This window comes from Dyadobacter sp. CY312, assembly GCF_021390535.1.
GTDB lineage: Bacteria > Bacteroidota > Bacteroidia > Cytophagales > Spirosomataceae > Dyadobacter.
The window spans coordinates 337,910-364,171 of the sequence record NZ_JAJUXG010000007.1 but is presented as its reverse complement, the minus strand read 5'-3'; the positions used below and the strand labels follow the sequence as shown (position 1 = coordinate 364,171).

General features: G+C 41.6%; 24 protein-coding genes. 15 read left to right on the top strand and 9 right to left on the bottom strand.

What is annotated here, in order from left to right; translation table 11 throughout:
- The first annotated feature begins 64 nt into the window (after positions 1-64).
- A complete protein-coding gene (locus LZG71_RS11255; protein WP_233820433.1) occupies positions 65-616 on the top strand; it encodes a hypothetical protein in 552 nt (183 codons plus the stop codon).
- Positions 617-676: 60 nt separating this feature from the next.
- Here LZG71_RS11255 and LZG71_RS11250 read toward each other — a convergent pair whose 3' ends face one another.
- Positions 677-1,378, bottom strand: coding sequence for an MCP four helix bundle domain-containing protein (locus LZG71_RS11250; RefSeq protein ID WP_233820432.1), 702 nt, complete (start codon positions 1,376-1,378; stop codon positions 677-679).
- A gap of 319 nt (positions 1,379-1,697) precedes the next feature.
- Between LZG71_RS11250 and LZG71_RS11245 the strand changes: the two genes are divergently transcribed.
- The gene (locus tag LZG71_RS11245) at positions 1,698-2,417 is read left to right on the top strand and encodes a DUF6962 family protein (protein ID WP_233820430.1); all 720 of its coding nucleotides are present in this window, start codon (positions 1,698-1,700) and stop codon (positions 2,415-2,417) included.
- A 69-nt stretch (positions 2,418-2,486) separates the two neighbouring features.
- Here the strand turns inward: LZG71_RS11245 and LZG71_RS11240 are convergent, their stop codons facing one another.
- The gene (locus tag LZG71_RS11240; RefSeq protein ID WP_233820428.1) at positions 2,487-3,122 is read right to left on the bottom strand and encodes a peroxiredoxin; all 636 of its coding nucleotides are present in this window, start codon (positions 3,120-3,122) and stop codon (positions 2,487-2,489) included.
- Positions 3,123-3,633: 511 nt separating this feature from the next.
- On the opposite strand from LZG71_RS11240, the gene LZG71_RS11235 reads away from it, so the two are divergent.
- The 10 genes from LZG71_RS11235 to LZG71_RS11190 all read left to right on the top strand — a co-directional run bounded on the left by LZG71_RS11235 (position 3,634) and on the right by LZG71_RS11190 (position 13,476).
- Positions 3,634-4,206 carry a GrpB family protein gene (locus LZG71_RS11235; protein WP_233820426.1) on the top strand — a complete coding sequence of 191 codons (573 nt, stop codon included), beginning with the start codon at positions 3,634-3,636 and terminating at the stop codon, positions 4,204-4,206.
- Between the two features lie 99 nt (positions 4,207-4,305).
- On the top strand, positions 4,306-5,451 hold the full coding sequence (locus tag LZG71_RS11230; protein ID WP_233820423.1) for a cysteine desulfurase family protein: 1,146 nt from the start codon (positions 4,306-4,308) through the stop codon (positions 5,449-5,451).
- Positions 5,438-6,637, top strand: coding sequence for an XdhC family protein (locus LZG71_RS11225; protein WP_233820422.1), 1,200 nt, complete (start codon positions 5,438-5,440; stop codon positions 6,635-6,637). The genes LZG71_RS11230 and LZG71_RS11225 overlap by 14 nt, the downstream gene beginning before the upstream one ends.
- A 1-nt stretch (position 6,638) precedes the next feature.
- Positions 6,639-7,238 carry an NTP transferase domain-containing protein gene (locus LZG71_RS11220; RefSeq protein ID WP_233820420.1) on the top strand — a complete coding sequence of 200 codons (600 nt, stop codon included), beginning with the start codon at positions 6,639-6,641 and terminating at the stop codon, positions 7,236-7,238.
- A 240-nt stretch (positions 7,239-7,478) separates the two neighbouring features.
- Positions 7,479-8,312 carry an ATP-binding cassette domain-containing protein gene (locus tag LZG71_RS11215; RefSeq protein WP_233820418.1) on the top strand — a complete coding sequence of 278 codons (834 nt, stop codon included), beginning with the start codon at positions 7,479-7,481 and terminating at the stop codon, positions 8,310-8,312.
- Positions 8,313-8,412: 100 nt separating this feature from the next.
- The gene (locus tag LZG71_RS11210; protein WP_233820416.1) at positions 8,413-9,201 is read left to right on the top strand and encodes a hypothetical protein; all 789 of its coding nucleotides are present in this window, start codon (positions 8,413-8,415) and stop codon (positions 9,199-9,201) included.
- A gap of 12 nt (positions 9,202-9,213) precedes the next feature.
- Positions 9,214-9,597 (top strand): GntR family transcriptional regulator, encoded by a 384-nt coding sequence (locus LZG71_RS11205; RefSeq protein WP_233820414.1) that lies wholly within the window; start codon positions 9,214-9,216, stop codon positions 9,595-9,597.
- Between the two features lie 8 nt (positions 9,598-9,605).
- A complete protein-coding gene (locus tag LZG71_RS11200) occupies positions 9,606-10,298 on the top strand; it encodes a hypothetical protein (protein ID WP_233820412.1) in 693 nt (230 codons plus the stop codon).
- A gap of 53 nt (positions 10,299-10,351) precedes the next feature.
- Positions 10,352-10,909, top strand: a complete 558-nt coding sequence (locus LZG71_RS11195) for a DoxX family membrane protein (protein ID WP_233820410.1) — start codon at positions 10,352-10,354, stop codon at positions 10,907-10,909.
- Between the two features lie 95 nt (positions 10,910-11,004).
- Positions 11,005-13,476: a bifunctional UDP-N-acetylmuramoyl-tripeptide:D-alanyl-D-alanine ligase/alanine racemase gene (locus LZG71_RS11190; protein WP_233820409.1), complete on the top strand. Its 2,472-nt coding sequence runs from the start codon at positions 11,005-11,007 to the stop codon at positions 13,474-13,476.
- A gap of 88 nt (positions 13,477-13,564) precedes the next feature.
- On the opposite strand, the gene ppk1 is transcribed toward LZG71_RS11190, so the two are convergent.
- The 6 genes from ppk1 to LZG71_RS11160 all read right to left on the bottom strand — a co-directional run bounded on the left by ppk1 (position 13,565) and on the right by LZG71_RS11160 (position 22,151).
- On the bottom strand, positions 13,565-15,862 hold the full coding sequence (ppk1, locus tag LZG71_RS11185; RefSeq protein WP_233820408.1) for a polyphosphate kinase 1: 2,298 nt from the start codon (positions 15,860-15,862) through the stop codon (positions 13,565-13,567).
- Positions 15,863-16,036: 174 nt separating this feature from the next.
- Entirely contained in the window at positions 16,037-17,992 is a 1,956-nt protein-coding gene (gyrB, locus tag LZG71_RS11180; RefSeq protein ID WP_233820403.1) for a DNA topoisomerase (ATP-hydrolyzing) subunit B, read from the bottom strand.
- A 243-nt stretch (positions 17,993-18,235) separates the two neighbouring features.
- Entirely contained in the window at positions 18,236-19,936 is a 1,701-nt protein-coding gene (locus tag LZG71_RS11175; protein ID WP_233820401.1) for a hypothetical protein, read from the bottom strand.
- 145 nt (positions 19,937-20,081) lie between these two features.
- On the bottom strand, positions 20,082-20,636 hold the full coding sequence (locus tag LZG71_RS11170) for a GNAT family N-acetyltransferase (RefSeq protein WP_233820399.1): 555 nt from the start codon (positions 20,634-20,636) through the stop codon (positions 20,082-20,084).
- Positions 20,637-20,736: 100 nt separating this feature from the next.
- Positions 20,737-22,002 carry a chloride channel protein gene (locus LZG71_RS11165; protein WP_233820397.1) on the bottom strand — a complete coding sequence of 422 codons (1,266 nt, stop codon included), beginning with the start codon at positions 22,000-22,002 and terminating at the stop codon, positions 20,737-20,739.
- Between the two features lie 11 nt (positions 22,003-22,013).
- Positions 22,014-22,151 (bottom strand): hypothetical protein, encoded by a 138-nt coding sequence (locus LZG71_RS11160; protein WP_233820395.1) that lies wholly within the window; start codon positions 22,149-22,151, stop codon positions 22,014-22,016.
- A 226-nt stretch (positions 22,152-22,377) separates the two neighbouring features.
- On the opposite strand from LZG71_RS11160, the gene LZG71_RS11155 reads away from it, so the two are divergent.
- On the top strand, positions 22,378-24,615 hold the full coding sequence (locus LZG71_RS11155; RefSeq protein WP_233820393.1) for an FUSC family membrane protein: 2,238 nt from the start codon (positions 22,378-22,380) through the stop codon (positions 24,613-24,615).
- Positions 24,616-24,639: 24 nt separating this feature from the next.
- Entirely contained in the window at positions 24,640-24,834 is a 195-nt protein-coding gene (locus tag LZG71_RS11150; RefSeq protein WP_233820391.1) for a YwbE family protein, read from the top strand.
- 30 nt (positions 24,835-24,864) lie between these two features.
- Here the strand turns inward: LZG71_RS11150 and LZG71_RS11145 are convergent, their stop codons facing one another.
- Positions 24,865-25,746 (bottom strand): NAD(P)H-binding protein, encoded by an 882-nt coding sequence (locus LZG71_RS11145; RefSeq protein WP_233820389.1) that lies wholly within the window; start codon positions 25,744-25,746, stop codon positions 24,865-24,867.
- A 78-nt stretch (positions 25,747-25,824) separates the two neighbouring features.
- Here LZG71_RS11145 and LZG71_RS11140 point away from each other — a divergent pair, with 78 nt between their 5' ends.
- Positions 25,825-26,208, top strand: coding sequence for a helix-turn-helix domain-containing protein (locus LZG71_RS11140; RefSeq protein ID WP_233820387.1), 384 nt, complete (start codon positions 25,825-25,827; stop codon positions 26,206-26,208).
- The last annotated feature ends 54 nt before the right edge of the window (positions 26,209-26,262 follow it).

The window sequence follows — 26,262 nt, the reverse complement described above, 5'->3', positions numbered from 1 at the left end:
TTTTGTTAATATTGCGACATCAAAACATAATATCAAACTGAGTATACAGCCTATCACAATAAATATGAATCTTGTTAAAAATCTAATTGCCGGTGTAATATTGTTTTCAGCAGTTTCTGCGTGCACCACCATGAATTCCGTCCCTCTTTCAAACTATACAGTATTTACCGAGGATTTGAGAAGGGATCTTGAATCAGCCAATATTCCATTAGAAAAAGTGCAGTTTTTCAATGATAAAGCGATCAACATTCGCCGTGAGGTGTCAGATCCAAACGACATCAAGGTAAATCCGGAAGGACAGATCACGATGAGCAATGGAAAGAGTATCCAGACCATCAACGTGTTGCCATTTACTCCTGGTGTAGCATTGGGAACAGGAAATGGTGTCATTAACGTTTCTTGGGACGACACGCAGCAGGACACAAAAGGAATGAAGTTCAATTTGAGCGGTCAAAATTATTTCCTTGACGTTCTGCCAAATAATAAATTTGATTACAAAGAGCGCACTTTTGATCTTCAGGGAGGAAACGGAACACGGCTGTTCGTGAAAAAGGATCTTTTGAAGCAGGTTAAAAATTCGAAAGAAACTCTTAAAGGAAGAAAAGTAGGTAACTAATCTTATCTGGTTCGAGTCCTAAAAAAGAGAGCTTGCTGAAATTTCAGCAAGCTCTCTTTTTTAGTTTAGGTTAAAGTAGGATCCTTCATCCTGCCGGATCTTGGGCTTGTTTATAATTTTCGAGTTCTGAATCAGAACAAGAACGATCAGACCTATAATAATAGCCAGTGCTATTTGCAAAAACGAGATCAATCCAAAACTTGCCATATCACTTTTGGATTCTTTCACGAGCTCCTGCCCGATATTCGATTGTATTGATGTCAATTCGTTCAGATTGTTGATCGTACTTTGGAACGTATTTGCTCCTGCTCCTTCAAACAGTTTTTTACCGGCATCCACATGTCCGGATGCATGCAGGTTGAGAATCATTTTTTCAAGCAATACATATTCCTCCACTCTATTTTTAAAGGCCGCAAGACTTTTTGCTTCCTGATCCACAAGGTATGTCTTTTCAAATGCACTGATGAGTGAATCGATACGGCTATCGTATAGACTCAATCCGGAGGAAATTTCATGGGATGTACGCTGATCGTCGGAGAGTAGAAACTTCTCCAGAGACAATCTTTTACCATACAGGTTTTCTGTGAGATAGATGATGGTAGTAGCCGGAATTAAACGATCCTGATAAATGGACGAAAACGATTTATCAATCCCCTCCATACTATTGCGCGCTATCAGACTGCCCAAAATAATAAATGCCATGATACCACTAAGCAACAATGCGGCTTTCAGTTTCTGCCGGATTACAAATGACCACTTCATATTTCAAGAATTTAAGTCAGAAGAAAATGCCTCCGGCTATCAAATATGATAAAAATACAGAATTTTCCTATAATAGTAATTTTTATCATACCATTTGTTTCCGGAAGTTGAATGGCAAACTTTAACTAACCCGTTATTCATTCTGCAAAATACCTTTAATCAGCCCGAAATCAAGAACATAAACCAAACATTGCACTTGGTATAGTTTTATTACTAAGAACAGAAAGTAAGCTTATCTTGCCAAAAACAGGGCATTTTGTAGTTACTTTGAAAAATACTCCGCATTTTCCGGGGTTTCGCTTAACTTCCAATTTATCTTATGAATGACATTGCCATTGATTTCAGTAAGGTGCACCAGATTCAATTATTCGGTATCACCATTCTGGAACCCTCTTCTGTTTTATCCAGCCTGATGATGACCGCCGTATGTGTTTATGGATTTGTACAGCTCAACAAACTGGGCAGAACGCACGCTATGTACAAACAAACCCAGTACTTTTTTCTCTTCATGGGTTTGGCTACGGCAATTGGCGGGATACTGGGACATGGCTTTTTATATCTAACCGGTCAACCTGGAAAAATTCCCGGTTGGTTTTCAAGTATGATCGCCGTTGCACTCTTTGAACGAGCTGCGATCTGGCATGTCAAACCCCTTCTTTCTGAAAAGATAGGAAAATATTTAGGTTGGCTCAATTACGTTGAGCTTTCAATATTCTTCGTGTTAGCCTTGGTTACGCTCAACTTTATTGTTGTAGAGGTTCATGCGTTTTATGGACTTTTTCTGATGTTGTGTCTCATTGAGATTTATGTATATCGTAAAAAGAAAGATCCAGGAAGTCGCTACATTTTCATTGCTACTTTTCTTGGAGCGGTATCTGCTGGTTTCCATGCATTGAAGTTTAGTTTCGGCCCCTGGTTCAACTACAATGACATCGCCCATATTCCCATGGCGCTTTCGATCTACTACTATTATCTGGGGGCAAGAGATATGAGATATTACGGAAGTGACGTACTAGTGAGAGAAAAGCAAATTCAATAAAGTAAAAAATCAATAAAAAGCCCTTCGCTCTGAATCAGTACGAAGGGCTTTTTATTAAATAATCCAGGATTACTTGTTAGGTTGAGGCGTATAACGCAGGTAAGGTTTTACGATATTAAGTCCCTTGGTGAATTTCTTTTCAGCATCTTCGGTGCTCACAGCCGGAACCACAATCACGTCATCTCCATCCTGCCAGTCGGCGGGAGTCGCTACTGAATAGTTGGCTGTCAATTGAAGCGAGTCAACAACGCGCAGAATTTCGTTGAAATTACGTCCTGTCGATGCGGGATAGGTTAATGTAAGCTTTATTTTTTTATCAGGACCCACGATGAACACCGAACGTACAGTTGCTTTTTCACTTGCGTTCGGATGAATCATATCATAGAGTTCGGCAACTTTGCGACCTTCATCGGCAATAATCGGGAAGTTCACTTCAGTGTTGTTCACTTCATTGATATCCGGAATCCAACGGTGATGCGAATCAATATCATCTACACTCACAGCCAGTACTTTCACATTGCGTTTTTCAAATTCTCCTTTAAGCAAAGCGGTTTTTCCCAACTCCGTAGTACAAACCGGAGTAAAATCGGCAGGGTGTGAAAACAAAAGTCCCCAGCTGTCTCCCAACCATTCATGAAAATTGATCTGACCTTGTGTAGTATTAGCCTCAAAATTCGGGGCGATATCTCCTAATCGAAGTGACATAATTATATATTTTAATGGAACAACTAATCTATTAAACTTATAGAGTTAACGCAAATTTAAATAATAAGTTTCATTAAAAAAGGAATTTGAAAATTAATATACCTAGGTTTATTTCGTTGGTTAATGAGTTTGATTAAAAGACAGAAAAAATCTAAAAAAGTAATTTTAAACACATATTAAAGCACCTTTAACCGAATTTTGATTATTTGTACGCTCCTTTGAGTGCCAATTGGTTAACGAATAAAATGGCGTCACACTTTGCAACAGGCATCCCTTATAATTATGGTTAACACGTTCACATGTTGATCGAAACCATCTTATCTTTCAATGGGGTGATTTTTGTTTGAATGTCACCATTGATTAAAAATCGATGATGTATATTTGTAACACCCATCCAACTAATTCCTCTACCCTATTCGGTAAGTACTATTCTCGTAAAAGTATAGACTAACGACTATTCCTTTTCTTGCTTACAACTGCGATAATAAACCGTAGACTAACCCTACCAGCAATGAAACCTAACCTGAAAGAACTTAAAAAAGACGACTGGAATACATTATTCCCCATCGAATTGTCGGATCACAATCCGGCATGGAAAACAATTTTCGATGCGGAAAAACAAAGGATTTTATCAGGAGTTGGAGACAATACCGTTTGGCGGATAGAACATTTCGGAAGTTCGTCCATCCCCCTTATCAAAGCGAAGCCCTACATTGATATTCTGATTGAGATACCCCAAGAATTACTATTTAATAATAAGCTGATCCAACAGTTCGAAAACCTGGATTATACTTATTTCAAAGTACCCGAACGCGACAGTATTGCCGCGTATATGTCATTTGGAAAAGGATACAAGCTGAGTGGAGAGAAAGAACAGATCTTCCATATTCACATGTGCCCAAAGGAAAATGTAATGTGGAGTCAGATAAAATTCCGGGATTATTTGAGGGAGCATCAGGAAAGAGCACAAGAATACGAGTCATTGAAAGTCAAATTGGCTGCGCAATTCAGAAATGACCGGGGAGCATATTTGCTCGGCAAAGCTGATTTTATCAATGAGACTATGGCTTTGATCCAAAGCTAGTACCGATTTGCAATCGTGGCGAGCGTTCCATATCGTTAATTCTCCCTTTAAATTTGCATCACGGTAGTTTTTACTTTATGTTTAACTATGCCTGATGCAATGCCAATATACCTCGATAACAACGCCACTACGCCCATGGATCCGCGGGTGTTGGAAGAAATGCTCCCCTATTTTCTGAACAAGTTCGGGAATGCTGCAAGTCGTACGCATGCCTACGGTTGGGAGGCAGAAGAGGCCGTTGAGCATGGAAGAGAAAACATCGCTAACCTGATTGGAGCTAACCCCAACGAAATTGTTTTTACTTCCGGCGCAACCGAAGCAATTAATCTGGCTATAAAAGGAATTTTCGAGAGCTCGGTTAAAGAAATTAATCACATTATTACTGTTCAAACAGAGCACAAAGCTGTTCTGGATACTTGCAGAAGTATTGAAAAAAGAGGTGCTCAGGTTACCTATCTTCCGGTTGATGTCAATGGCTTGATCAGTTTACAGGAACTGCAAGCAGCAATTACTAAAGATACGCTGCTCATTGCCGTAATGTTTGCCAATAATGAAACTGGTGTCATTCAGCCAGTCAGAGAAATTGGTGAAATTGCTGTAAAACACGGCATTCACTTTTTTACAGATGCAACACAAGCTGTTGGTAAAATTCCTGTGAATGTTAAAGAGAATAATGTTGCTTTAATGGCCTTCAGTGCCCATAAATTGTACGGACCAAAAGGAATTGGAGCGCTATTTGTCCGAAAAAAAAATGGCCCTGCACTTACAGCACAAATTGACGGCGGCGGCCACGAACGCAACAGGAGAAGTGGCACACTGAATGTTCCGGGAATTGTAGGATTGGGAAAAGCGTGCGAACTGGCCGAGGCAGAATTGACAATGGAAACCGAGCGTTTGACTGAGCTACGAAACCAGCTCGAATCCCGATTAAGTGGTCTGAATATTGTAATCAACGCCACTTCCGCTCCACGACTGCCACACTGCACAAACATCACTTTTAACGATATTGATGGTGAAAAATTGATCCTGGAAGCTTCCAGCCGTGTCGCTTTTTCGCAAAGTTCGGCCTGTACTTCGGCAACTATTCAGCCCAGCCATGTGTTAAAAGCAATGGGTCTTACGGATGAAATCATTCATAATTCATTCCGGCTCAGTCTGGGCAGATTCACTACTTCGGAGCAGGTGGACATGGCCATTGAGGTTATTTCTAAAATTGTAAAATCACACCAGAGTGAAAGAAATTAAGGACATCATCAACGCATATGAAGAGGCAGTGGTTGCAAAAAAACGCATGGCACTGGCAACGGTTGTTCATGTGGAAGGCTCGTCGTACAGGCGACCCGGTGCTCGTATGCTCGTAACCGATGATGGTCAGCTGACAGGCGCCATAAGTGGCGGATGCCTTGAAGGTGATGCTTTGCGGAAGGCTCTTTTGGCCATTTCTCAACAAAAAAACAAACTGGTAACTTACGATACCACCGATGATGACGACAATACACTGGGCGTGCAATTGGGGTGTAATGGCATTGTGCACATTCTTTTCGAACCCATTGATACCGATCAGGCGAACAATCCTATTGAGCTGCTGAAAGGCGTTGTGGTCAATAGGCAGAATGCAGTATTACTCACACTGTTTTCCTTAACCGGAAGAAATGGCGCACAACCAGGAACATGCTGCCTGTATCTTGAAAAAGACAACGTTACAGAATACAGTGCTGATGCACTGGTGTCAAATGAAGTTTTTCTAAGCGAGGTATCGTGGGCACAGAAAATCCAGGATTCCTTTTTTAAGAGTTTTAGCATAGATGATCAAAATCTGACGGGATTCATTGAATACCTAAAAACTCCGCCTTCCCTGGTAATTGCCGGTGCGGGTAACGACACCATTCCACTGACTGAAATGGCATCCGTTTTAGGCTGGAACATTATCGTTGTGGATGGCCGGAACGGACATGCCACAAAACAACGCTTTCCAAAAGCAACACAGGTTTTGGTGTCCAAAGCCAATGAAGTTTTGACTCAGGTTCAACCCGACGAGCAAACGTTTTTTGTACTGATGACCCATAATTACAATTACGATATCGCGCTTCTGAAAGAACTGATCATGCTTGATTATTGTCCCTACATAGGAACGCTGGGACCTAAGAAGAAGCTTAATCGCATGTTCGGCGATCTTGAAAAAGAAGGAATTACAGTGAATGATGATCAACGGAGCAGGATTTTCGGGCCAACCGGACTGGATATTGGTGCGGAAACTTCCGAAGAAATTGCCCTTTCAATACTGGCTGAAATAAAAGCTGTAATGAGCAGCAGACAAGGAACCTTCCTGCGAGATAAATCGGAGCCTATTCACAACCGTGACGGCCAAAACCTGGATTATTCCGATTCAGTAACAGAAGGATTTCTCTGCGCAATACAAAATCCGCTCTGAGATGAATGAAGCTCTGCACTACGGCATACTGATATTGGCAGCCGGCAACTCATCAAGGCTGGGCGAACCAAAACAATTGCTTATATACAACGGCAAAGCACTGATTACTAATGTGATTGAAGCTGCTGTTACAGCTATCTCCTCCCCTGTTGCCGTGGTTACTGGTGCTCATTCCGAGCAGATTTTACCTAAATTATTTCATTTGCCTACCGCAATTATTCATAATGACAATTGGCAGGAAGGCATGGCATCTTCCATTCGAATAGGCCTCACCGAACTCAACAGACTCAACCCTCATCTTCAAGGTGTTATCATTTCCGTTAGTGACCAACCATTTGTAAGTTCCGAGTTATTTCAGGCTCTGATTGAAACAGCGAAATTAACTGGAAAAGGTATTGTTGCAAGTTTTTATGACGACACCTTTGGAACACCGGTACTGTTTCAAAAAAAATATTTCGATCTTCTGCTCGGCTTAAAAGGAGCCGAAGGTGCGAAAAAGTTGATCAAACAATTCGCCGGAGATGTCGCTTCTGTAACATTTCCTTTGGGTGGAATCGACATTGATACCCAGGAAGATTACCGCAAACTTACTAGCTCGTAACCGTTATTTCTGCTTTAAACAGGTTACACAGAGATTCACTGAGACATTTAGAGATGCACAGAGGTATTGTCGGCTGTTACTTACATCTCAGTGCCACTCCTTTTACCTCTGTGTAACTCCGTGTAATATTTTACTAAGAAAATCGCACTCCAAAAAATATTTTAGAAAAATTTTGGTATATCAAATAAGCCTCATACTTTTACAGTGTACTATCATACTAATACACTAAACATCTAAGCTATGATTCGTCTCGACAAGGTTTCTTTTGGATATAGTAAACACAAAAAACTGTTCGAAGATTTATCAATAGATCTGCAACCAGGTCATATTTATGGTTTGCTGGGGAAAAATGGTGCCGGAAAATCGAGTCTTTTGAGAAACATGGCAGGGTTACTATTTCCGTTGAGTGGTAAAGTTGATGTTAACGGTTTTGAGCCTAAAAAACGCCAACCCGCTTTTTTACAGGATCTGTTTTTTATCCCGGAGGAAATATACCTGCCATCCATAACGATTGACGAATACCTTTACACACTTGCTCCTTTTTATCCAAAATTTAACGAAAAGCAGTTCCATACTTACATTTCTGAATTTGACATTCCTGAGAAAAACAAACTCACAGGCATGTCATATGGACAAAAGAAAAAGGTTCTAACGGCTTTCGCATTGGCTACCAACACCAAAGTTTTATTGATGGACGAACCTACAAACGGTCTTGACATTCCTTCCAAAAGCCAGTTCAGAAAAATTGTCTCATCCGCTTTGGAGCCCGACCGCCTTATCCTGATCTCAACACATCAGGTTAGGGATCTGGATAACCTGATTGACGGAATCATTATTCTGGAAGACAGTGAAATTCTGATACAACACAGTCTGGATACTGTTGCAGAGAGACTGCATTTTGGAACGCTGCCCAGTGTAGAATTCGACACAAGAGTTTTGTATTCTGAACCTTCTTTGCGAGGCTACAAGGCTGTATCTGAAAACTCACACCGCGAAGAAAGTCGTGTTGACCTTGAACAGCTGTTTAACGCGGTAATGGAAAATCCTGCCAGAATTAAACAAATATTTCAATAATGAAAACAATACTGATTCTCATAATCCTGCTGTTTAGCATTTTAGCAAGCCAATCCCTGCCAGAAATTAGTCCCATTATATTTCGTTAAACATTTATACAATGAATCAAACATTCGATTTTCACCGCTTCCGGCTTTTACTAAGGCTTGAACTCGCCGAGAAAGGGAAAAACTATCTGCTTATGGGCGGGCTTCTAGTTGGGCTTATGTTGGTAATGATGTTACCCATCGTACTTATCAGCAATCAACATAATGAAATATTAATGGTACTCCATGCACTGGCATTGTTTATGGTTGTGATGTTTGGAGGCAGTCTTTATACATCGTCTGTGTTTAATCAATATGGGTCACCTGATACCGGAATAGCCTCTCTAATGATCCCGGCATCACAACTTGAAAAATTCCTGATCAGTTTACTCATCAACCTGTTATTCATCATTCCAGTAACAATTTTCTTTATAAAGTTCCATTATTGGAGTATTAGCTACGCCAATGAGCAACCTCATTCCCTCACACAAAAGTATGCCCCTATTCCAGCCGATGTCCTAACGTATTTTATTTATTTACACATGGTTATACAAGGTTCCGTATTTATGGGATCAATCTATTTCCGTACACAAGCCTATATCAAAACAGCGGGCATTTTGTTTCTTACCTCAATTTTGGCCTGTATAATATATCTGGTATTTGCTTACTATGCTACCAATAAACCCTCGAAATTGGTAGCGTTTCCTTTTGGAAGTTGGAAAGTATGGTATTCCGAAGCAAACCAAAATTATCATCTTGTTCACTCAGATACAGCCTTGATTTTGATTTATGCATTTCCAATATTCTTCCTGCTCAGCACTTGGTTTATTAGTTACGTACGCCTGAAAGAAAAGGAAATATAACATCATTCATTCATGGAATTCAAAGATAAACAATCAATATACCTCCAAATTGCCGATTACATCTGTGAGCAGATATTATTGGCAAAATGGCCGCCTGGTGAGCGAATACCGTCTGTTAGGGATCTGGCCTCTATGATGGAGGTGAACCCAAACACGGTGATGAGAACCTACGAATTTCTTCAAACGAAGGAGATTATTTTCAACAAACGTGGGATAGGTTATTCCGCATCTGAAAATGCCACTGCACTCATTTTGGCTTACCGCAAAGAACGGTTTCTAGAAAACGAACTACCTGAATTTTTCAAAGCGATGTATCTCATTAATATTAGTATGGAAGAATTGCAGAGCCGATATCAGACTTTCGTAGCAGAGGTATACCCCGAACACTTTAATTGACAGCAATAATGAAAAAGAGTAACATCCTTATCGTCTGCCTGATCGCATTCTCATTCATCGCAATGATTGGATCCGGGCTATCTCTGAAAACACAATTTGATAAAATTGATAGGAATGATCCTTATGCAGGCTTTGAAAAGACCAAATTGAAGGATTTCAAGTACGTCAAACTTTCGGGAAATTACTATGGACTCACTAGAATCACGTACGGTTCCGAACCTGAAATCAAAGTTTTGGATATGAAGAATACTGACAATTCACCAATTGTCAGCTGGAAAATGAGCGGTGATACACTTATGGTGGATTATAAACTTAAAGGACAAAAGGCCGAGTTTGGCGAGTATTCGTACGGCAGTTCACCAAACGTTTACATCATGGTGTCAAAGTTGTCCGGAGTGAATTCGAACGGAATTACTACGGCTATTCAAGGTGTAAAAGCTGATTCTTTCTTATTAGAACAAAAAGGTTTTGGGGTTACGCTAAAAGACAATGACATCAAACAGCTATCGACCACAATACATTCAGGTGCCAATCTCACCATAGAAGCAAAAAATAAATTGGATCAAACAACATTATACGTCAAAGATTCAAGCTCGGTTCGTATTGACCAGGATGTTTTCCATTCCTTTCGTTTGAAAGCAGATCCTTCTGTCCAAATAAACTTACCCGGAAGTCTAATCAAGAAAATGACCGCACTATAATTTGCATCTGTTAGCCATTCAAAAATCGAGGAAATAAATTGGTCGTTCTGCCTATGACTACAATATCAAAATTTCCTCTTAAGGAATATCTGCTGTTATCCGCCCGGGTACTTCTAGCCTGGACATTATACAGATACGGTTGGGCTAAACTCACAGATGGACAGTTTGGCGTTGATGACAAAACAATGAACATGGCACTAAAAGAAATTGATCTGTTCAGGCTGTCGTGGTATTTAGCGGACCATCAGCCTTTCAAGGCTTTTATTGGCGTATCACAAATCTTGTGCGCCATCTTGCTTTCTTTGAACAGAACCGCCATCATCGGCGCATTCATGTCCATTCCCATCTGGTTGAATATTTTAGTTTGGGATTTAACTTTCATGGGCAATATGGCCGTTGCGTTTACATTCCGGCTTTCCTATTATCTTATACTGACTGGCCTCATTATTTATCAGCAAAAAGATAAACTTATTCCGGCTGTAATTCTGACAACACAAGTGCAGCAGACCGTAAAATTCCCGATTTGGGCTTATATGGCGCTGCCAGTCACGGCGATAGGAATTGAAATCGCAGGAGCCTTGCCAAATGCTGTTCTAAATTATTTTCGCTAGAAGCTTTATCCCTTAATTTCTATTCAAATTCTCCAACAATATTCATTCTCAAACCCCAAAGGATTGATACCTTTGTGGCCTTACAAATGATTGGAATGAGTACCATTGAACATACCGCAGGAGCGATTGATACCAGGGCAGCTTACTTGCTGACAGACAGCCGACAACTTTCTATCCCCGACCAAAGTATATTTTTTGCCATCAAAGGCCCACACCACGATGGCCACCTGTTTCTTCCTGAATTGTACCAAAAAGGAGTTCAGGAGTTTGTGGTAGAAATTGGCTCTTTTAACGAATCGATGCAAAACCTCACATCCAACTGGACCAATGCCAGAATATGGGTGGTGCCTTCAAGCATCAAAGCGTTGCAAAAAACCGTCATCGTTCACCGGAACAACTCCGCTCTGCCTGTTGTGGGGATTGTAGGCAGTAATGGAAAAACCATCGTGAAAGAATGGCTAGCGCAGCTTATTGCTCCCGGGGAACGTGTGGTAGCCAGTCCCAAAAGCTATAACTCGCAGATTGGTGTTCCACTTTCTGTATGGAACATCAAGAAGGAACATACCATTGGCATCTTTGAAGCAGGAATTTCGCAGGCTCATGAAATGGAGCATCTGCAACAGATTATTCAGCCAACGATCGGGATATTTACCAACATCGGCTCTGCTCATGATGATGGTTTCAGAAGTAGAAAACAAAAAATAACGGAGAAACTAAGGCTTTTTACCAAAGTAAAAAAACTGATATACCGGAAAGATTACACTGAAATCGACGAGGAGATCAGCCTGATATTGCGTCCGGTTAACCCGTTTCTAAAAACAATAAGCTGGGGAATCTCGTCCGGTGCGGATGTAATCGTTTCTTACACTTTCAAACGGAATACGACCGTCGTCCATTTAAGTGGAAACCTGGGCACCCACCACTTTGAAACCATCTTTCGTGACGAGGCCTCACTAGAAAACCTTGTTCATTGCATTGTTTTCCTGCTCGATTTTGGCCTGCCTGCGACCGTTGTTCAGCAAAGAATAACATCCCTGCGACCCGTTTCCATGCGTCTGGAATTAAAGGAGGGAATAAATCATTGCTACATCATTGATGATGCCTATAACAATGATATTCTGGGATTATCTATGGCTCTCAATTTCCTGGGGCAACAAGAGCAGCGTAAACTGAAAACGGTAATCCTTTCCGATGTACTGCAAACAGGGCAGCCTCCTATTGAGCTTTACGGCATCATTTCCCGGCTTCTGAAAGAAAAAAACATTGACCGTCTTATCGGTATCGGCCCGGAAATCACCAGTCAGTCCGAAAGTTTTGATGTACCTAAGCAGGATTTCTACGCAAGCACAGACTCCTTCCTTAAAGATTTCCCATACGCCAGTTTACAAGACAGCCTGGTGCTGATCAAAGGTGCCCGCCCATTTTCTTTTGAAAAAATCGTGCACCGTTTACAGCAGAAAGTACATGGAACGGTATTGGAAATTAACCTGGACGCACTCACTCACAATCTGAACTATTACAAAGCCAGGGTTGGACAAACAACCAAAATAATGGCTATGGTAAAGGCATTTGCCTACGGCAGCGGAAGTTCAGAAGTTGCTTCGCTGCTGCAATACCACCGTGTGGACTACTTAGGTGTCGCTTATACCGATGAAGGCGTTGCGCTGCGCCAGTCGGGAATTAACCTTCCGGTGATGGTGATGAATGCAACAACTCCCACTTTCGACCTGCTTTGGCAATATAAACTCGAACCTGAAATATACAGCAGAAGAATACTAACGGACTGGATTGATTATGTGATCCGACGTAATGAACCTTCCCAGGCTCCGGCAGTTCACCTGAAACTGGATACCGGAATGCATCGCCTCGGTTTCACAGAAAACGATTACGAATGGTTAATTGAACAATTACAGCTGAATCCGGCTGTTAAGGTTTCTACCATTTTCTCGCATTTGGTTGGTGCTGACGAAGGCGAACATAATGATTTCTCAAAACTACAATATGACCGTTTTGTGCAGGGAGCCGGGCAAATCGAAACAGCCATTGGCTATCCTGTTACCAAACATATTCTCAACTCAGCAGGGATCGTTCGTTTTCCGGAGTACAAGCTGGATATGGTCCGACTGGGAATTGGACTTTATGGTGTGGAAGCAACCGGCAGAGACCAAGTGGCATTGCAAACTGTGGGAACACTGAAAACCATTGTGTCTCAAATCAAATATCTGTCAGCAGGAGAAACCGTTGGATACAGCCGGAAAGGGCAGATTACCCATGACTCGGCCATTGCCACGCTTGCTATTGGTTACGCCGACGGGTATGACAGAGGTTTAGGAAATGGTGTAGGCAAGATATCTGTAAATGGAAAACTGTGCCCGACGATCGGTAATGTCTGCATGGACATGACCATGATCGATGTGACCGGAGCAGAAGTGGAGGAAGGTGACGAAGTGATCGTCTTCGGAAACGAAATGCCCATTTCCGATCTTGCCAAAAACATTGGTACCATTCCATACGAAATCCTGACGGGAATTGGAGAACGCGTGAAGAGGGTGTTTTTTAAAGAATAGTTTAATCAAAATATTGTATAACAAAAAGCCTTCCTCCGAAAATCGGCGGAAGGCTTTTTGGTTATATTACACCGTTAACCAGACTACATTACTCGTCTGCTTTTGCTTCGTCAACCACTTCGCTCTGTGTCTCAACTTCAATATTCTCTGCCTCCTCTTTCACAAACAACCTTGTCTGCATCACATCTTCAAGTTTTACATCGTAAAACGCCTTGTGAATGTTCAGTGGATCAGCTCCCTCTTCCACTTCACATTTGACGTATGAACCATCTTCCTGCATTTCATAAGCATTCACATTGTCTTGCAAACTGAAATACAGAATGTGAATGGCCTGCTGACGAACTTTGGGATCAACAAGTTTGAATAGTGATTCAATGCGTTTGTCAAAACTACGAACCATCGCATCGGCACTACCTCCATATACCAAAGGTTCACCTTGCTGATGGAAATAGAACAATCTTGAATGTTCCAGAAAATCGCCAACCAAAGAACGCACCGTAATATTTTCACTAAGTCCTTTTCTCCCCGGACGCAAACAGCACATACCACGTACAATCAGCTGAATAGGCACCCCCGCCTGTGAAGCCTGGTAAAGTTCAAGAATTATATCCCTGTCTTCCAGCGAATTGATTTTGATACAAATGCCACTGGCTAATCCCGCTTTTGCATTTTCCGCCTCTTTCTGAATCAATTCTATCAGCTTGATACGCATGTAACGCGGAGCCGTGATCAGATTCTGATACTCGGAAGGAATTGAATGCCCGGTGATTACATTGAAAAATTCAGAAATATCATGCGTATACTCTTCATTGGAAGTCAACAGACCAGTATCCGTATACAACCGTGACGTATCCTCATTGTAATTTCCACTGGATAAGTGAGCATAACGCAAAACTCTGTTTCCTTCATTTCTTACAATCAGAAGAAGTTTTGTATGCGTTTTCAACAGACCAATTCCATATATCACGAAGCAGCCCGCTTTCTGTAATCGCTGTGCTTCTTTGATATTGTTTTCCTCATCAAACCTCGCTTTTACTTCGAAAAGAACAGCCACGTGTTTCCCATTTTCAGCCGCATGAAGCAAAGCTTCGGTCACCCGGGAATTCTTCGCCAAACGATAAATCGTCAGTTTAATTGACAATACTTTTGGATCTTCTGCCGCTTGTTCAAGTAGCTGCAAAACCGGTTCAAAATTATTGTAAGGATGATGAAGTAGAATATCACGCTCTTTCATCACTTCGAAGATATCCGGAATTCGCTCTCTTTCTAAGCCTAATGGAGGAACCGGTGGATGTACAGTCGGTATCTGGTCCTTAAATTCCGGATGTTTGATAATCGACCACAAAGAAGTATAATCGATCAGTCCATCAATCGGAAATACATTGTGATCATCTATTTCCCAACGTTTTTTGATCAGATTTAATAAATCAGGATTGATGTCAGGATCTACTGAAACCTGCACTACCCTACCCAATCGACGGCTTTTTATTTTTTGCTTGATCTCATCAATAAAATCTGATTCGACGTCATCACTTTCTTCCAGAGAAAAATCACCGTTTCGGATTATTCTGAAAAGATTGGTGGAGACGATATCGACATTTCTGTAAAGCTTGTGAATGTATTCACGAACAATGGCCTCTATCGGTAAAAACAAAAGTTCTTCTTCCCTTTCTATTGCATAAAAACGAGGAAGATTTAACGGGAGCTGAACAAACGATAACTTGCGGTCTTCCTCGGTGGTTGTTCCCTTCACCTGGGTAATTACACCAAGTACGAGCACTTTCGCCAAAAGCACCGGAAATGCATGTGTATAGTCAAAAAGCATCGGCGTAAGCATCGGGTAAACCGTGCGCTCGAAGTACTCTTCAACGTCATCTTTTTCTTTACCCGTAATTTCGTCAAGCTTAATGATTCTGAAACCATGACGGGCAAATAATGGCATCAAATCATTGGTATAACATTCATTCTGACGCCTCACATAATCGTGTATCTCCTTCATTAACAGCTTCCTGAAAGGAATTTCACGAAGACCGGAGTAATCAAGTCTCTCTTTCCCGAAGTCCAGATAATTGTATAAACTACCAATCCGTATAGAAAAGAACTCATCGAGATTGGAGGCCGTAATGGCAAGAAATTTCAGTCTGTCAAACAGATTTCTATCTCCATCATTTGCCTGATCCAGCACCCTGTCATTGAACTTGAGCCAGCTTAAATCACGACTGATGAAATCGCTTTGCTGAACAAGTGTATTCGCTTTTTCGGCCGAACTAATGAGTTTGGAATCCTCCATAGGAACAGGTTCTTTGGGGTTTTTAAAAAAGGAAAATATATTGGTCAATCTACCTTTTTTTTCGTTGCTGTATATGGAATCTAATGGGCCGGGCATAATCTCTCTAAATCTATTTTTTATTACGTATTAGTGTATGAATCTCTCAAATTCAACGAATATACGAACCTATTCTTTTTGTAGATGTGAAGTTTGTGTTAACTTTTAGCAAAAAGAAACGGATGACTGTTTGTGATCAGTCATCCGTTCAAATTCCGTGCCGGAAGCTAATCTCTACACGTCAACACGTGCATATTTGGCATTCTTTTCAATAAACTCTCTTCTTGGAGCTACTTCATCACCCATCAACATCGAGAACAAATGATCCGCCTCCGCTGCCGACTCAATTGAAACCTGTTTAAGACTTCTCCTTTCCGGGTTCATAGTCGTTTCCCACAGCTGCTCTGCATTCATCTCTCCAAGACCTTTGTAACGTTGTACGTTTACAGATTCTTCTTTTCCGTTTGCAATTTCCTTCACCGCAATTTCGCGTTGCGCCTCTGTCCAGCAATAACGCTCCTCTTTCCCTTTTTTAACAAGGTACAAAGGCGGCTGAGCGATGTAAATATATCCGTGATCGATCAACACTTTCATATAACGGAAGAAGAAAGTCAGGATAAGCGTTCTGATGTGGCTACCGTCAATATCAGCATCCGTCATGATCACGATTTTGTGATAACGCAGTCTGTCGATATTTAAAGCTCTTTCATCACCTTCTTTACCGATCTGCACACCCATAGCGGTGAACATATTTTTTATCTCCTCGTTCTCATAAATTCTGTATTCCTGCGCTTTCTCAACGTTAAGAATCTTACCTCTCAACGGCAAAATAGCCTGAAACGCGCGGTTACGACCTTGTTTGGCAGTTCCACCCGCCGAGTCCCCTTCGACAAGATACAGCTCGCAAATGGCCGGATCAGTCTCAGAGCAGTCAGACAGCTTACCTGGCAAACCAGTACCCGTCATAACGTTTTTGCGTTGCACCATTTCACGCGCCTTCTTCGCTGCAATACGTGCTTTCGCCGCAAGAATCACTTTGTCAATGATTACCCTTGCTTCCTTAGGATGCTCAGCAAGATAGGTGTCAAGCATTTCTGCTACCACCTGGCTCACCACACTTACTACTTCGGAGTTACCCAGTTTAGTCTTCGTCTGCCCTTCAAATTGAGGTTCTGCAACCTTAACAGAAATAACGGCAGTAAGTCCTTCACGGAAGTCGTCTCCACTGATCTCAATTTTTTCTTTTGCAAGAATCCCTGATTTTTCAGCGTAGTTTTTAAGCGTACGTGTTAACGCCGCCCTGAAACCCTGTACGTGTGTACCGCCTTCCACAGTATTGATGTTGTTCACATAAGAGAACACATTTTCTGCATAAGAGGTATTGTACATCATGGCAATTTCCACAGGAACAGTTCCTTTGGTATTTTCCATGTAGATAGGCTCAGGTATCAATGCCTGGCGTGTTCCTTCCAGATAAAGCACAAATTCATTCAGACCAATTTCAGAGAAAAACTCCTCAGATCTGAACTTACCGTCCTCATCCTCTTCACGTTTGTCTACCAGGGTAAGCTTAATTCCCTTGTTCAAATACGATAACTCACGAAGCCTTGTGGACACCGTTTCGTATTTAAACTCAGTAACGGTGAAGATGGTAGCATCAGGAAGGAAATGAATAAATGTCCCTGTTTTTTCTGAATCACCAATTACCCGTGCAGCATACAAAGGTTTTCCTTCGCTAAACTCCTGCTCGAAAATTTTACCCTCACGATGAACCTCCGCACGTAGATGGATAGAAAGCGCGTTAACGCAGGAAACCCCCACACCGTGCAAACCACCCGAAACTTTATATGTATCCTTATCGAATTTACCACCTGCGTGAAGAACGGTAAGTACTACTTCCAGAGCAGACCGTTTTTCTTTTGGGTGCATTCCTGTTGGAATCCCCCTACCATTATCCTGAACGGTAATGGAATTATTCTTTTCGATTGTAACATTGATGGTGTCGCAATAGCCAGCCATCGCTTCATCAATGGAGTTATCAACAACCTCCCAAATCAAATGGTGAACACCTTTAAAACCAGTATCACCAATGTACATCGCCGGACGTTTACGCACGGCCTCTAGACCTTCAAGAACCTGGATATTTTCGGCTGAATAAGAATTCAATTCCAGCACTGCTTCGTTTGACATATAGTTTGTTTTACCCGACAATAAAAGAGCTTTTAAGGCATTTTATAACGTGCAAAGATACGGTTTTTTTGTGGTCAAACCTAGCATTTACAACATGGACATGGCAGGATAAATAGCCTTTTTCCAATAATTATCAGGATATCACTACAACCTGTACTTTTATACGACCGAACCTTCGAAAATCAATGAAATTTCAAACAATGCTGTAACAGGAACAGCCGGTTCTTCCTATCTAACGCGGCATCAATTCAAGAGCAGATTCTCGTCAGCAACTGAAAGGGAGCGGTCTACTCTCGAGAATGTCCTCTTCCCTCCAACTTCAACATCCAGAACGCCCAGATCGTACTGCCCTTCATCAAGGTCGTCCGGACGGAAAAACACATTAAATCCTCCTTTGAAGTATTCTCCTTTGGTAAGGATGACTTTACGTGCCTGAACCTTCGGGTCTGCATTTTTTAGATAAATACGGCCATTTTCCTGGTGACGCAGTACAAGGAAACGGTCCGCTAAAAAGCGCTTAGGTCCCGGCATAATATCGCTTACCACATAAAAATATCTTTCATAATCACTTGTTCCTGGCGGTTTTTTGCTCAGATCAAGGATACTGATGAACACTTCATAATCCTTTTTTTCAATTGGCGTGGAATTAAAAAACGATATCAGCTCATTTTTACTGACAACACGTTCCGACTGAAGAAACACTCCTTTTTTGTAGGCCGGCTTTAAATAAAAATCTGCATTTAACAACAGCTGCCTCGGCACACTAAACATCCGTCGTTCATTTTTCCAGTTATATACATCTGCAACGTAAGCCGTCTTTTTGTTAGCTACATAAATGGTGTTGACGTAATATGAGTAAACCCAATAAAACGCGCTCAGACCCACGACCCCGTACAGCATCATTCTACGGCGAAAATAAGGGACATAGCTCAACAGAAGTATGTAAAATATAACTATAGAAAGACAGGCATACAACTGAAACCTGCTCACAATGGTAGTTCCGGACCAGGAACGAAAAATGGCAATTACCAAACTGGTGACAAAAATGAATACAAAGAGAGAGAGTAATTCCAATGTACCCGGCTTAATTCGTTCCAGGGGTTTGGTAAAATAAATTTTTGCTGTTTTTACTGTTACAAAAAGCACAAACCCAACAATGATAATTCCTGTCAAAGCAGACCAAAGCTCAGGAAAACTCCACAACGACATGGAGGAACCTATGAAACCAAAAAGTGACGTAAAGAACACCAGCGCACTTTTCGGCAGGTTCATCGCCTGCCCTGACTCGTATCCGATCAGATAAATGGCTAACGACCCAAACATAGCCAGAATGGTGATTCCAACCCTTTTAAAATCTTTTACACCAATGAAATAAAACACAAGTGCAGGATATGAGAGAATGCCATTCCCATGCGTGAAGGTCGCCAGAAAACAACAAAGCAAAGCTCCTGCAAAGGATAAATTGGTACGCTTGCCGGCAAGAATAATAGCAGTGACGGTAAATGCAGTGAGAAAAGTATGTTGCATTCCGTTTAAAGCCCAGCCTGACACCTCATGATAGAGCGGATGAAAAAAGAGAAAAGGAGCCGGTAAAAAGTAGTAGAGCGGAAGATTAAGTTTCTTAAACTGACTGTATAGAAAGTAAAAAATGTAGGTTGTGTTGATAGCTATCAGTACGATGTAAAAACGAAAATTGAGGTTTCCGGTCAGACTATATTCCACCAGGCCTATAAGTCTTGGAATTGCGGCGATGTGATCGTTAAAAGACCTGAACAATTCTCTGATCATGCCAAAAAACCCAAGCCCGCCTGGAGCTATGGCCTCTGTGAACTGAATGAGTAGAAAATCGTCCTGAAACGGAAAATTTACGGAAAAGAATAAAGTATAAACCAGATAGAGGAGAAAGACAAAAATGGGGACTACGAACCCAGCAAATCGTAGCATAGTACTGAAATTAATAATTATGGTGCTTAAACAGAGTCGCAACTTAACCATATTCCTCAGATTAACCAAAATCCGGCTACCTCCGCAAATGGACTAATCCTATAAAACAATCAGCACAAAGCACTGATTATCATATTATTAAAAATCAAAGAATATTGACTAACGAATATACCTCCGAATCATAAAATGTGCTCTCGAAACAAAACGCCTGTTTAAAATACCCCTCTCTGACAAACCCGTTTTTCAGCAGAATTTGAGCAGAGTTCTGGTTTTCAGGATTGATCCGAGCCTCAACACTATGTAACCCCATGTCATTGAACCCATATTCCAGGACCTTTGCAATTGCCTCATTCATGTAACCCTTTTTCCATTGGTCGGGATGCAGCATATAACCAATTTCAGCGCGATAGTTTTGCTTTTCCAGCCTGTGAAAGCCGATTGAACCTATCAGACCTACATTTTCACTTTTCAGCGTAATACCCCACGTAATTCCGTCACCCGATTTAATGTGATCCTGATACCCCGTTATAAGTTGCCCCGCTTCTCTCACGGATTTCAGAACCGGCTTTCCAATGAATTTCATCGCCAGATGGTTACCCCTTAGCAAGAACATATCACCTGCATTTTCCAGCGTAAGCGCGTGCAGTTGCAATCGCTCTGTTTCCAGAAGCGGAAATGGATTAAAGGTACAATCGAGCATAACGAAGCAATTTTTTAAAAATAGAGAGTTTAGCTAAAACTGCTCAACCCTTCCCGAAAACCAATTTACACAAAAACTGTATAGATCAACCCCACTGCGGTTATTTATGCGCTACTTTATAAGTGTACACAGTGTGGGGGAAAATAAAATGTGCAACGAACTTCGCGATAAGGCAGGCAATTACAATTGGCACAAAAAGAACATAATTGTCGGCGACAGCGCATACCAGGAAAATGGAGGTAAACGGCGCATGGATACTTCCGCTTAATACAGCCGCCATTCCTATCAGCATAAAATTGACCGGAACAAGGTTCAGATGAAAGAAGTGATTGAGTATGGTACATACGATCAAACCGAGAAATGCGCCCATAAACAGACTTGGAGCAAATACCCCTCCGTCTCCGCCTGCTCCCAAAGTAACGGACGTAATAAGTGGTTTCAACGCCAGAACCATCACCAGCGAAAACATGACCACCATGGCAGACTGAGGCGTGAGTTTCATCAGATCTTTTATCCCGCTATAACCTTCACCGTATAAGCTCGGATAAAAGAAAATGAGTGAAGAAATTATGAAAGAGCCGAGAAGAATTTTAAAATAACTTTTTGGAATAGCACCAAAATACTGCTTGAAAACAATCACACTCCGGGTAAGATATACCGAATAACAGCCGGCCAAAACGCCCAACAATACAAAATAAGGCAAAGCATGCTGCTGCCAACCGGCTACGTTGAAATGAAATATTTGTTTGAAGAAAAAGAACTTCGTCAATAAATACGACGAAAGAATGGCGGTTATCACACTTGCGGTATGAAGCTTACTTTTTCTCCTGGTAAACACTTCGAAGGCAAACAAAAAACCCGCAATCGGTGCATTGAAGAGTGCTGTAACGCCGGCAGCAAGGCCTGAACAAACAAGGTCTGTGCGGTACTTTTTGAGAAAGCTGACCTTACGGCTGGATAAAGCGCCAATAGAGGCCGTTGCAACGACGGTTGAAACCTCGATACCGGTGGAGCCACCAAAAATAACGGTCAGAAATCCGTTGAAATAGTGCGACGGAATCTTATATGCCGGTAAAGTAGAATCATTTTTATTGATGGTGTCGAGCACCTCTTTAATACCTTTATTAGCCTTATTTCTAAAAAGATATTTACGCAGAATATGAATGGTAGACAGCCCGATCAGCGGCAGAAGGAATATCAGATACTTGTTCTCATGAAGCTGGTGGAAAAACTGTTCTTCATAATGTTCGGTCATCACTTTGAGTGTGTCTGCAACCAGTGCCGACAATACCCCTGTAAAAGCAGCTGCGAGTAATACCGCACCCACGCGTTCCGCTTTTTTGTACTGATATGATCTGTTATTCATAGAAAAAAGGATTAATTGAGGTTAGGTTCAATCACCGACATGGAAACATTTCTCCTGAACTGTAATTTCGCTTTAAAAGAAAAAGCAACCTGTATCTTTGCGGACGAGCCGACCTGCCCGAAATCATCGTTTTCAGAAGTAATTTTCACAAACTTAAAATAATTATATTCTGAAACACTTTAAAAAGAACCCGTACCAGAAAATTATGGTTCTTTATTTATAAGTTAATGGTACAAATAAATTAAATTTCACACACTCAGCTCATTTTTCGAGCACTTGCTGACAATAGAATGAATTAATATCGATTTAGGTATGAATTTTTTGTCACTTGAAAATTTATATTGGTAGTATTGCGAAAGCTATCAGCACGCTTCTATGAATTACCTGGACGAGTTTAAAAAATTCCTTTCAAGCCATTACCTTTCAACTGGTGTCAGGTTAACATTTGGCGCGGTTATTCCCAGTTTGATTTTCCATCATTTTGGAATACTGAGCGAAATGATTGCTTTTCCGCTGGGTACGTTGCTTATTGGCGCCACCGATAATCCCGGACCATTCCACAGGAGGCGAAATGCTTTGCTGATTGCCATTCTCACCTGCTTTCTGGTTGCGTGTATCACCGGCTTTTTGAGACACATTCATTTTATTGTCTTTGCGGAGATCATCATTTTCGGACTATTTTTTTCGCTGATAGGTGTGTATGGCAACCGGGCAAACAGCATCGGATTAATTTCCCTGCTTGTGTTTGTGTTCAATATTGACGATCATCTTAGCGGCGATGCGGTACTCCGAAACGCACTTATTTTTTCAGCGGGTGGCGTGTGGTACGTTCTGCTTTTTCTTATTATCCAAACGCTTCGGCCATACCTGCTCATACAGCAGCTTTTGGGGGAAAACTTTGTCGAGCTGGGAAAACTGCTGTCGGTTAAAGCGGGCTACTATTTTGCCAAACCGGATTATGACGAGCTGTTTAACCAGATGATCCACCAGCAGGTACAGCTGCGCGAGAACCATGAAACGCTTCGTGAGATCATATTTAAAACACGAGAATTTGTAACGGAGTCGACCAACAAAAGCCGGATGCTGATGCTGATGTTTCTCGACAGTATCGATTTGTTTGAAAGAATTCTCAACTCCCAGCAAAACTACCAAAACCTGCACCGGGCTTTTGATGATACCAAAGTATTGCGTCTGTTTGGCACATACATTACCTGGCTGGCTGCGGAAATTCAGCAGATAGGTTTGGCTGTACAAAGCGGTTTCCCTTCACATCCTAAAAGAGATCTGGACGAGGCATTCAACAAATGTCAGTCGGCTTTTGAAAGGATTCGTCAGGATAAAATGACGCATGAGAATATGGAGGACTATATTATGCTGCGTCAGATCCTGAATAGTTTGCAGGATATTACGGAGCGCATCAAAAAACTGCATCGCGCCACTACTTACGATGCTTCGTTAAGCAAAGAATACAAACTCGATATTGGAATAGATAATTTTGTTCCGAAACAGGAATACGAACTGCACACGTTGGTTGACAACCTTTCACTGAAATCCAGCCATTTCAGACATGCTTTGCGGGTTACGCTTGGTTTACTAATTGGTTACACGGCATCTCTTTTCTTTGATTTTGGCCATGGTTACTGGATATTGCTCACCATTGTGACGATCATGAAACCGGCATTCAGCATTACCAAACAAAGAAATTTGTACAGGATTGCGGGTACGCTTGTGGGAGCAGTTTCTGGCTTTTTGATACTCTATTTTATCAAGGATGGAACAGTGCATTTCGTATTCCTGATGCTCTCCATGATACTGGCCTATACTTTCCTGAAAATCAATTATTTCGTAGCATCCGTAAGTATCACACTTTATGTGTTGCTCTGGTTTAACTTTTTGAATCCGGCTCATATTACGGATGTATTGCAGGATCGGGTGATTGATACCGTTATTGGCTCCGTAATTGCCTATTTCGTTTCTTCTTATGTATTGCCCGTTTGGGAACACTCTCAGATCAATCAGTATATCAAAGAAGCTCTTGCAGCCAACAGGAAATATTTTGATGTCGTTGCCGCAAAATTTGCCGGAAAACCATTTGAGGTCAGCGAGATGAAAGTTAACCGAAAAGATGCCATTATTGCTCTGGCCAACCTTTCTGACAATTTCCAAAAAATGCTTTCTGAGCCCAAAAGACGCCAGCTTAAAATTGAAGAATATCACCAGTTTGTTGCTACCAGCCACATGCTCACCTCCTACATTGCTTCACTGTCGACCTACGCGCAGATCAGTTCGAACACGGATTATGCAACCGAATATGAATTGATGATCAGGCAGATAGACAGACAGTTTCAGGCAGCTAATGACGTGATCGACGGCACGCTTCATGGCAATCTTGAAATAGTACGGGAATCACTACCACAAAATCAGAAATTGGTAGAACTACTGGTAAAACGTAAAAAGGAAATTAAAGAAATCGGTATTGAACTTTCGGCTCAATCGCCAGCCAGAAAAAAACTCTCGGAACTGAAAACGATCAACGGATTGTTTGAGCTGATCAGCACCATTACCATTGATGAAATTAAAATATTGCAAAAAGTAGTGCCCGCAAAAGCTTAGCGGGATTTAAACAGAAGAACACAAATGGCAGCAGGTACAGAAAGAAGAAATATTTGGTCGGGATTGTCGGTAGCCATCGTTCAAAAACAAGACCAGCGGACGGGCAAAATTACACGGGGAATTGTGAAGGACATTTTAACGAGTGCCGCGGTTCATTCCAGAGGCATAAAGGTGAGGCTTGCCACGGGCGAAGTGGGTCGCGTACAGGAAATTGGCTGATTATTCTGATGAATAACCAGCCAATTGAAATTATGCTTTGGCAAAATCCTTTGCAAAATCTTCCAGTTTAAAGGTTCCCAGCTCTGCCGGTTTGTTCTGCCAGTAGTGCTCCTGCAATCTTCCTTCACGAATGGCTTTTCCCATCGCTACATATAAATTGGCGAAGCCTTCATTCAAACCCGCACCTAGCATTCCCTCGAAAGCCTGCTCGTCAGTAAATGTCACCCATGGAGTACCCGGCTTATCGATTGACGCGCTTAGCACTTCCGCGATTTCGTTCGGATGCCTTTCATCGTTTGCAATGTATACTATTCGGTTGCCGGTAAAATCTGTATCCAGTAATTGCCTGGTTGCCTCAGCAGCAATATGGTCCGTTTGTACAAGCACCAATTTTTCATCTGTATTGCCAAAATTACTTCCGGCAATTCCTGCATTTCTGATCAGACCAGACTGACTGTATAGGTTATTGAAAAAGTAGGAAGGCCTCAAAAAAACCGTGTTGATACCCGAAACGCCGAGTAATTTCTCCTCCAGATATCCAAGTCCGTCGATAGGTCCGGAATCTTTTCGAAGATGTGCGCCTATACTGCTTAGCACGACTACATTTTTTACAGCGCTGCCCTCCAAAGCCTGGATGTAGTTATCGGCAATTTCACGTTGCAATTTCGGAAAATCAACAACGGTAAAATCCGAAGGGATCATCAGATATACGACATCAGCATCATTGAAAACACTTTTAACGAATGGAAGATCTGATAAAGAACCTATTGCAGCCGTTGCACCAAAATTTTCGATGTCGGCCTTTTTAGAGGTATTACTACTTATGACAACTACTTCATGTCCAGCTGCTACTAAATTTTTTGTAACTGGCAAACTGATATTCCCAAGGGATCCTGTGATGATATATTTCATAATTAAAATTGATTTATTGATTTGCAAAGCTACCTTTGTACATACTTTTAGACAAGTACTTACCCCAAAGTATGTATCATGACAAAAATTAAAGAAGCCTCAACTTACAATGCCAATAAACAGATCGCACTGCAATCCTGCCCGGTCACGTATATAATGAATAAGATCGGCGGTCACTGGAAACCCATTATTCTGTATCACCTGCTGTCGGGGAACAAACGTTACAGTGAAATAAAGAAGGCGATGCCGCACATTAGCGAAAAAATGCTGATCCAACATTTGAAGCAACTGGAAACAGACAACCTGGTGATCAGAGAAGCGAGACCGGTGGTGCCGCCATTTGTAACTTACTCACTTACTGAAGGTGGTCGTGAAATAGAAACTGTTATTAACGCCATGGCAGACTGGGCTTTCAGGGACATGGAGAGGAGCGGGATTATCTACACACCTGTTACACCGTAATTTTTTGGGGATTAATTTTCTGCTGACATCAGGTTGTCACCGGCATGTTTTAAA

Bases quoted from the DNA above. Each gene is read 5' to 3' on its own strand.
- LZG71_RS11255 (WP_233820433.1), top strand. From the start codon at position 65: ATGAATCTTGTTAAAAATCTAATTGCCGGTGTAATATTGTTTTCAGCA.
- LZG71_RS11250 (WP_233820432.1), bottom strand. From the start codon at position 1,378: ATGAAGTGGTCATTTGTAATCCGGCAGAAACTGAAAGCCGCATTGTTG.
- LZG71_RS11245 (WP_233820430.1), top strand. From the start codon at position 1,698: ATGAATGACATTGCCATTGATTTCAGTAAGGTGCACCAGATTCAATTA.
- LZG71_RS11240 (WP_233820428.1), bottom strand. From the start codon at position 3,122: ATGTCACTTCGATTAGGAGATATCGCCCCGAATTTTGAGGCTAATACT.
- LZG71_RS11235 (WP_233820426.1), top strand. From the start codon at position 3,634: ATGAAACCTAACCTGAAAGAACTTAAAAAAGACGACTGGAATACATTA.
- LZG71_RS11230 (WP_233820423.1), top strand. From the start codon at position 4,306: ATGCCAATATACCTCGATAACAACGCCACTACGCCCATGGATCCGCGG.
- LZG71_RS11220 (WP_233820420.1), top strand. From the start codon at position 6,639: ATGAATGAAGCTCTGCACTACGGCATACTGATATTGGCAGCCGGCAAC.
- LZG71_RS11215 (WP_233820418.1), top strand. From the start codon at position 7,479: ATGATTCGTCTCGACAAGGTTTCTTTTGGATATAGTAAACACAAAAAA.
- LZG71_RS11210 (WP_233820416.1), top strand. From the start codon at position 8,413: ATGAATCAAACATTCGATTTTCACCGCTTCCGGCTTTTACTAAGGCTT.
- LZG71_RS11205 (WP_233820414.1), top strand. From the start codon at position 9,214: ATGGAATTCAAAGATAAACAATCAATATACCTCCAAATTGCCGATTAC.
- LZG71_RS11200 (WP_233820412.1), top strand. From the start codon at position 9,606: ATGAAAAAGAGTAACATCCTTATCGTCTGCCTGATCGCATTCTCATTC.
- LZG71_RS11195 (WP_233820410.1), top strand. From the start codon at position 10,352: ATGACTACAATATCAAAATTTCCTCTTAAGGAATATCTGCTGTTATCC.
- LZG71_RS11190 (WP_233820409.1), top strand. From the start codon at position 11,005: ATGAGTACCATTGAACATACCGCAGGAGCGATTGATACCAGGGCAGCT.
- ppk1 (WP_233820408.1), bottom strand. From the start codon at position 15,862: ATGCCCGGCCCATTAGATTCCATATACAGCAACGAAAAAAAAGGTAGA.
- gyrB (WP_233820403.1), bottom strand. From the start codon at position 17,992: ATGTCAAACGAAGCAGTGCTGGAATTGAATTCTTATTCAGCCGAAAAT.
- LZG71_RS11175 (WP_233820401.1), bottom strand. From the start codon at position 19,936: ATGCTACGATTTGCTGGGTTCGTAGTCCCCATTTTTGTCTTTCTCCTC.
- LZG71_RS11170 (WP_233820399.1), bottom strand. From the start codon at position 20,636: ATGCTCGATTGTACCTTTAATCCATTTCCGCTTCTGGAAACAGAGCGA.
- LZG71_RS11165 (WP_233820397.1), bottom strand. From the start codon at position 22,002: ATGAATAACAGATCATATCAGTACAAAAAAGCGGAACGCGTGGGTGCG.
- LZG71_RS11155 (WP_233820393.1), top strand. From the start codon at position 22,378: ATGAATTACCTGGACGAGTTTAAAAAATTCCTTTCAAGCCATTACCTT.
- LZG71_RS11150 (WP_233820391.1), top strand. From the start codon at position 24,640: ATGGCAGCAGGTACAGAAAGAAGAAATATTTGGTCGGGATTGTCGGTA.
- LZG71_RS11145 (WP_233820389.1), bottom strand. From the start codon at position 25,746: ATGAAATATATCATCACAGGATCCCTTGGGAATATCAGTTTGCCAGTT.
- LZG71_RS11140 (WP_233820387.1), top strand. From the start codon at position 25,825: ATGACAAAAATTAAAGAAGCCTCAACTTACAATGCCAATAAACAGATC.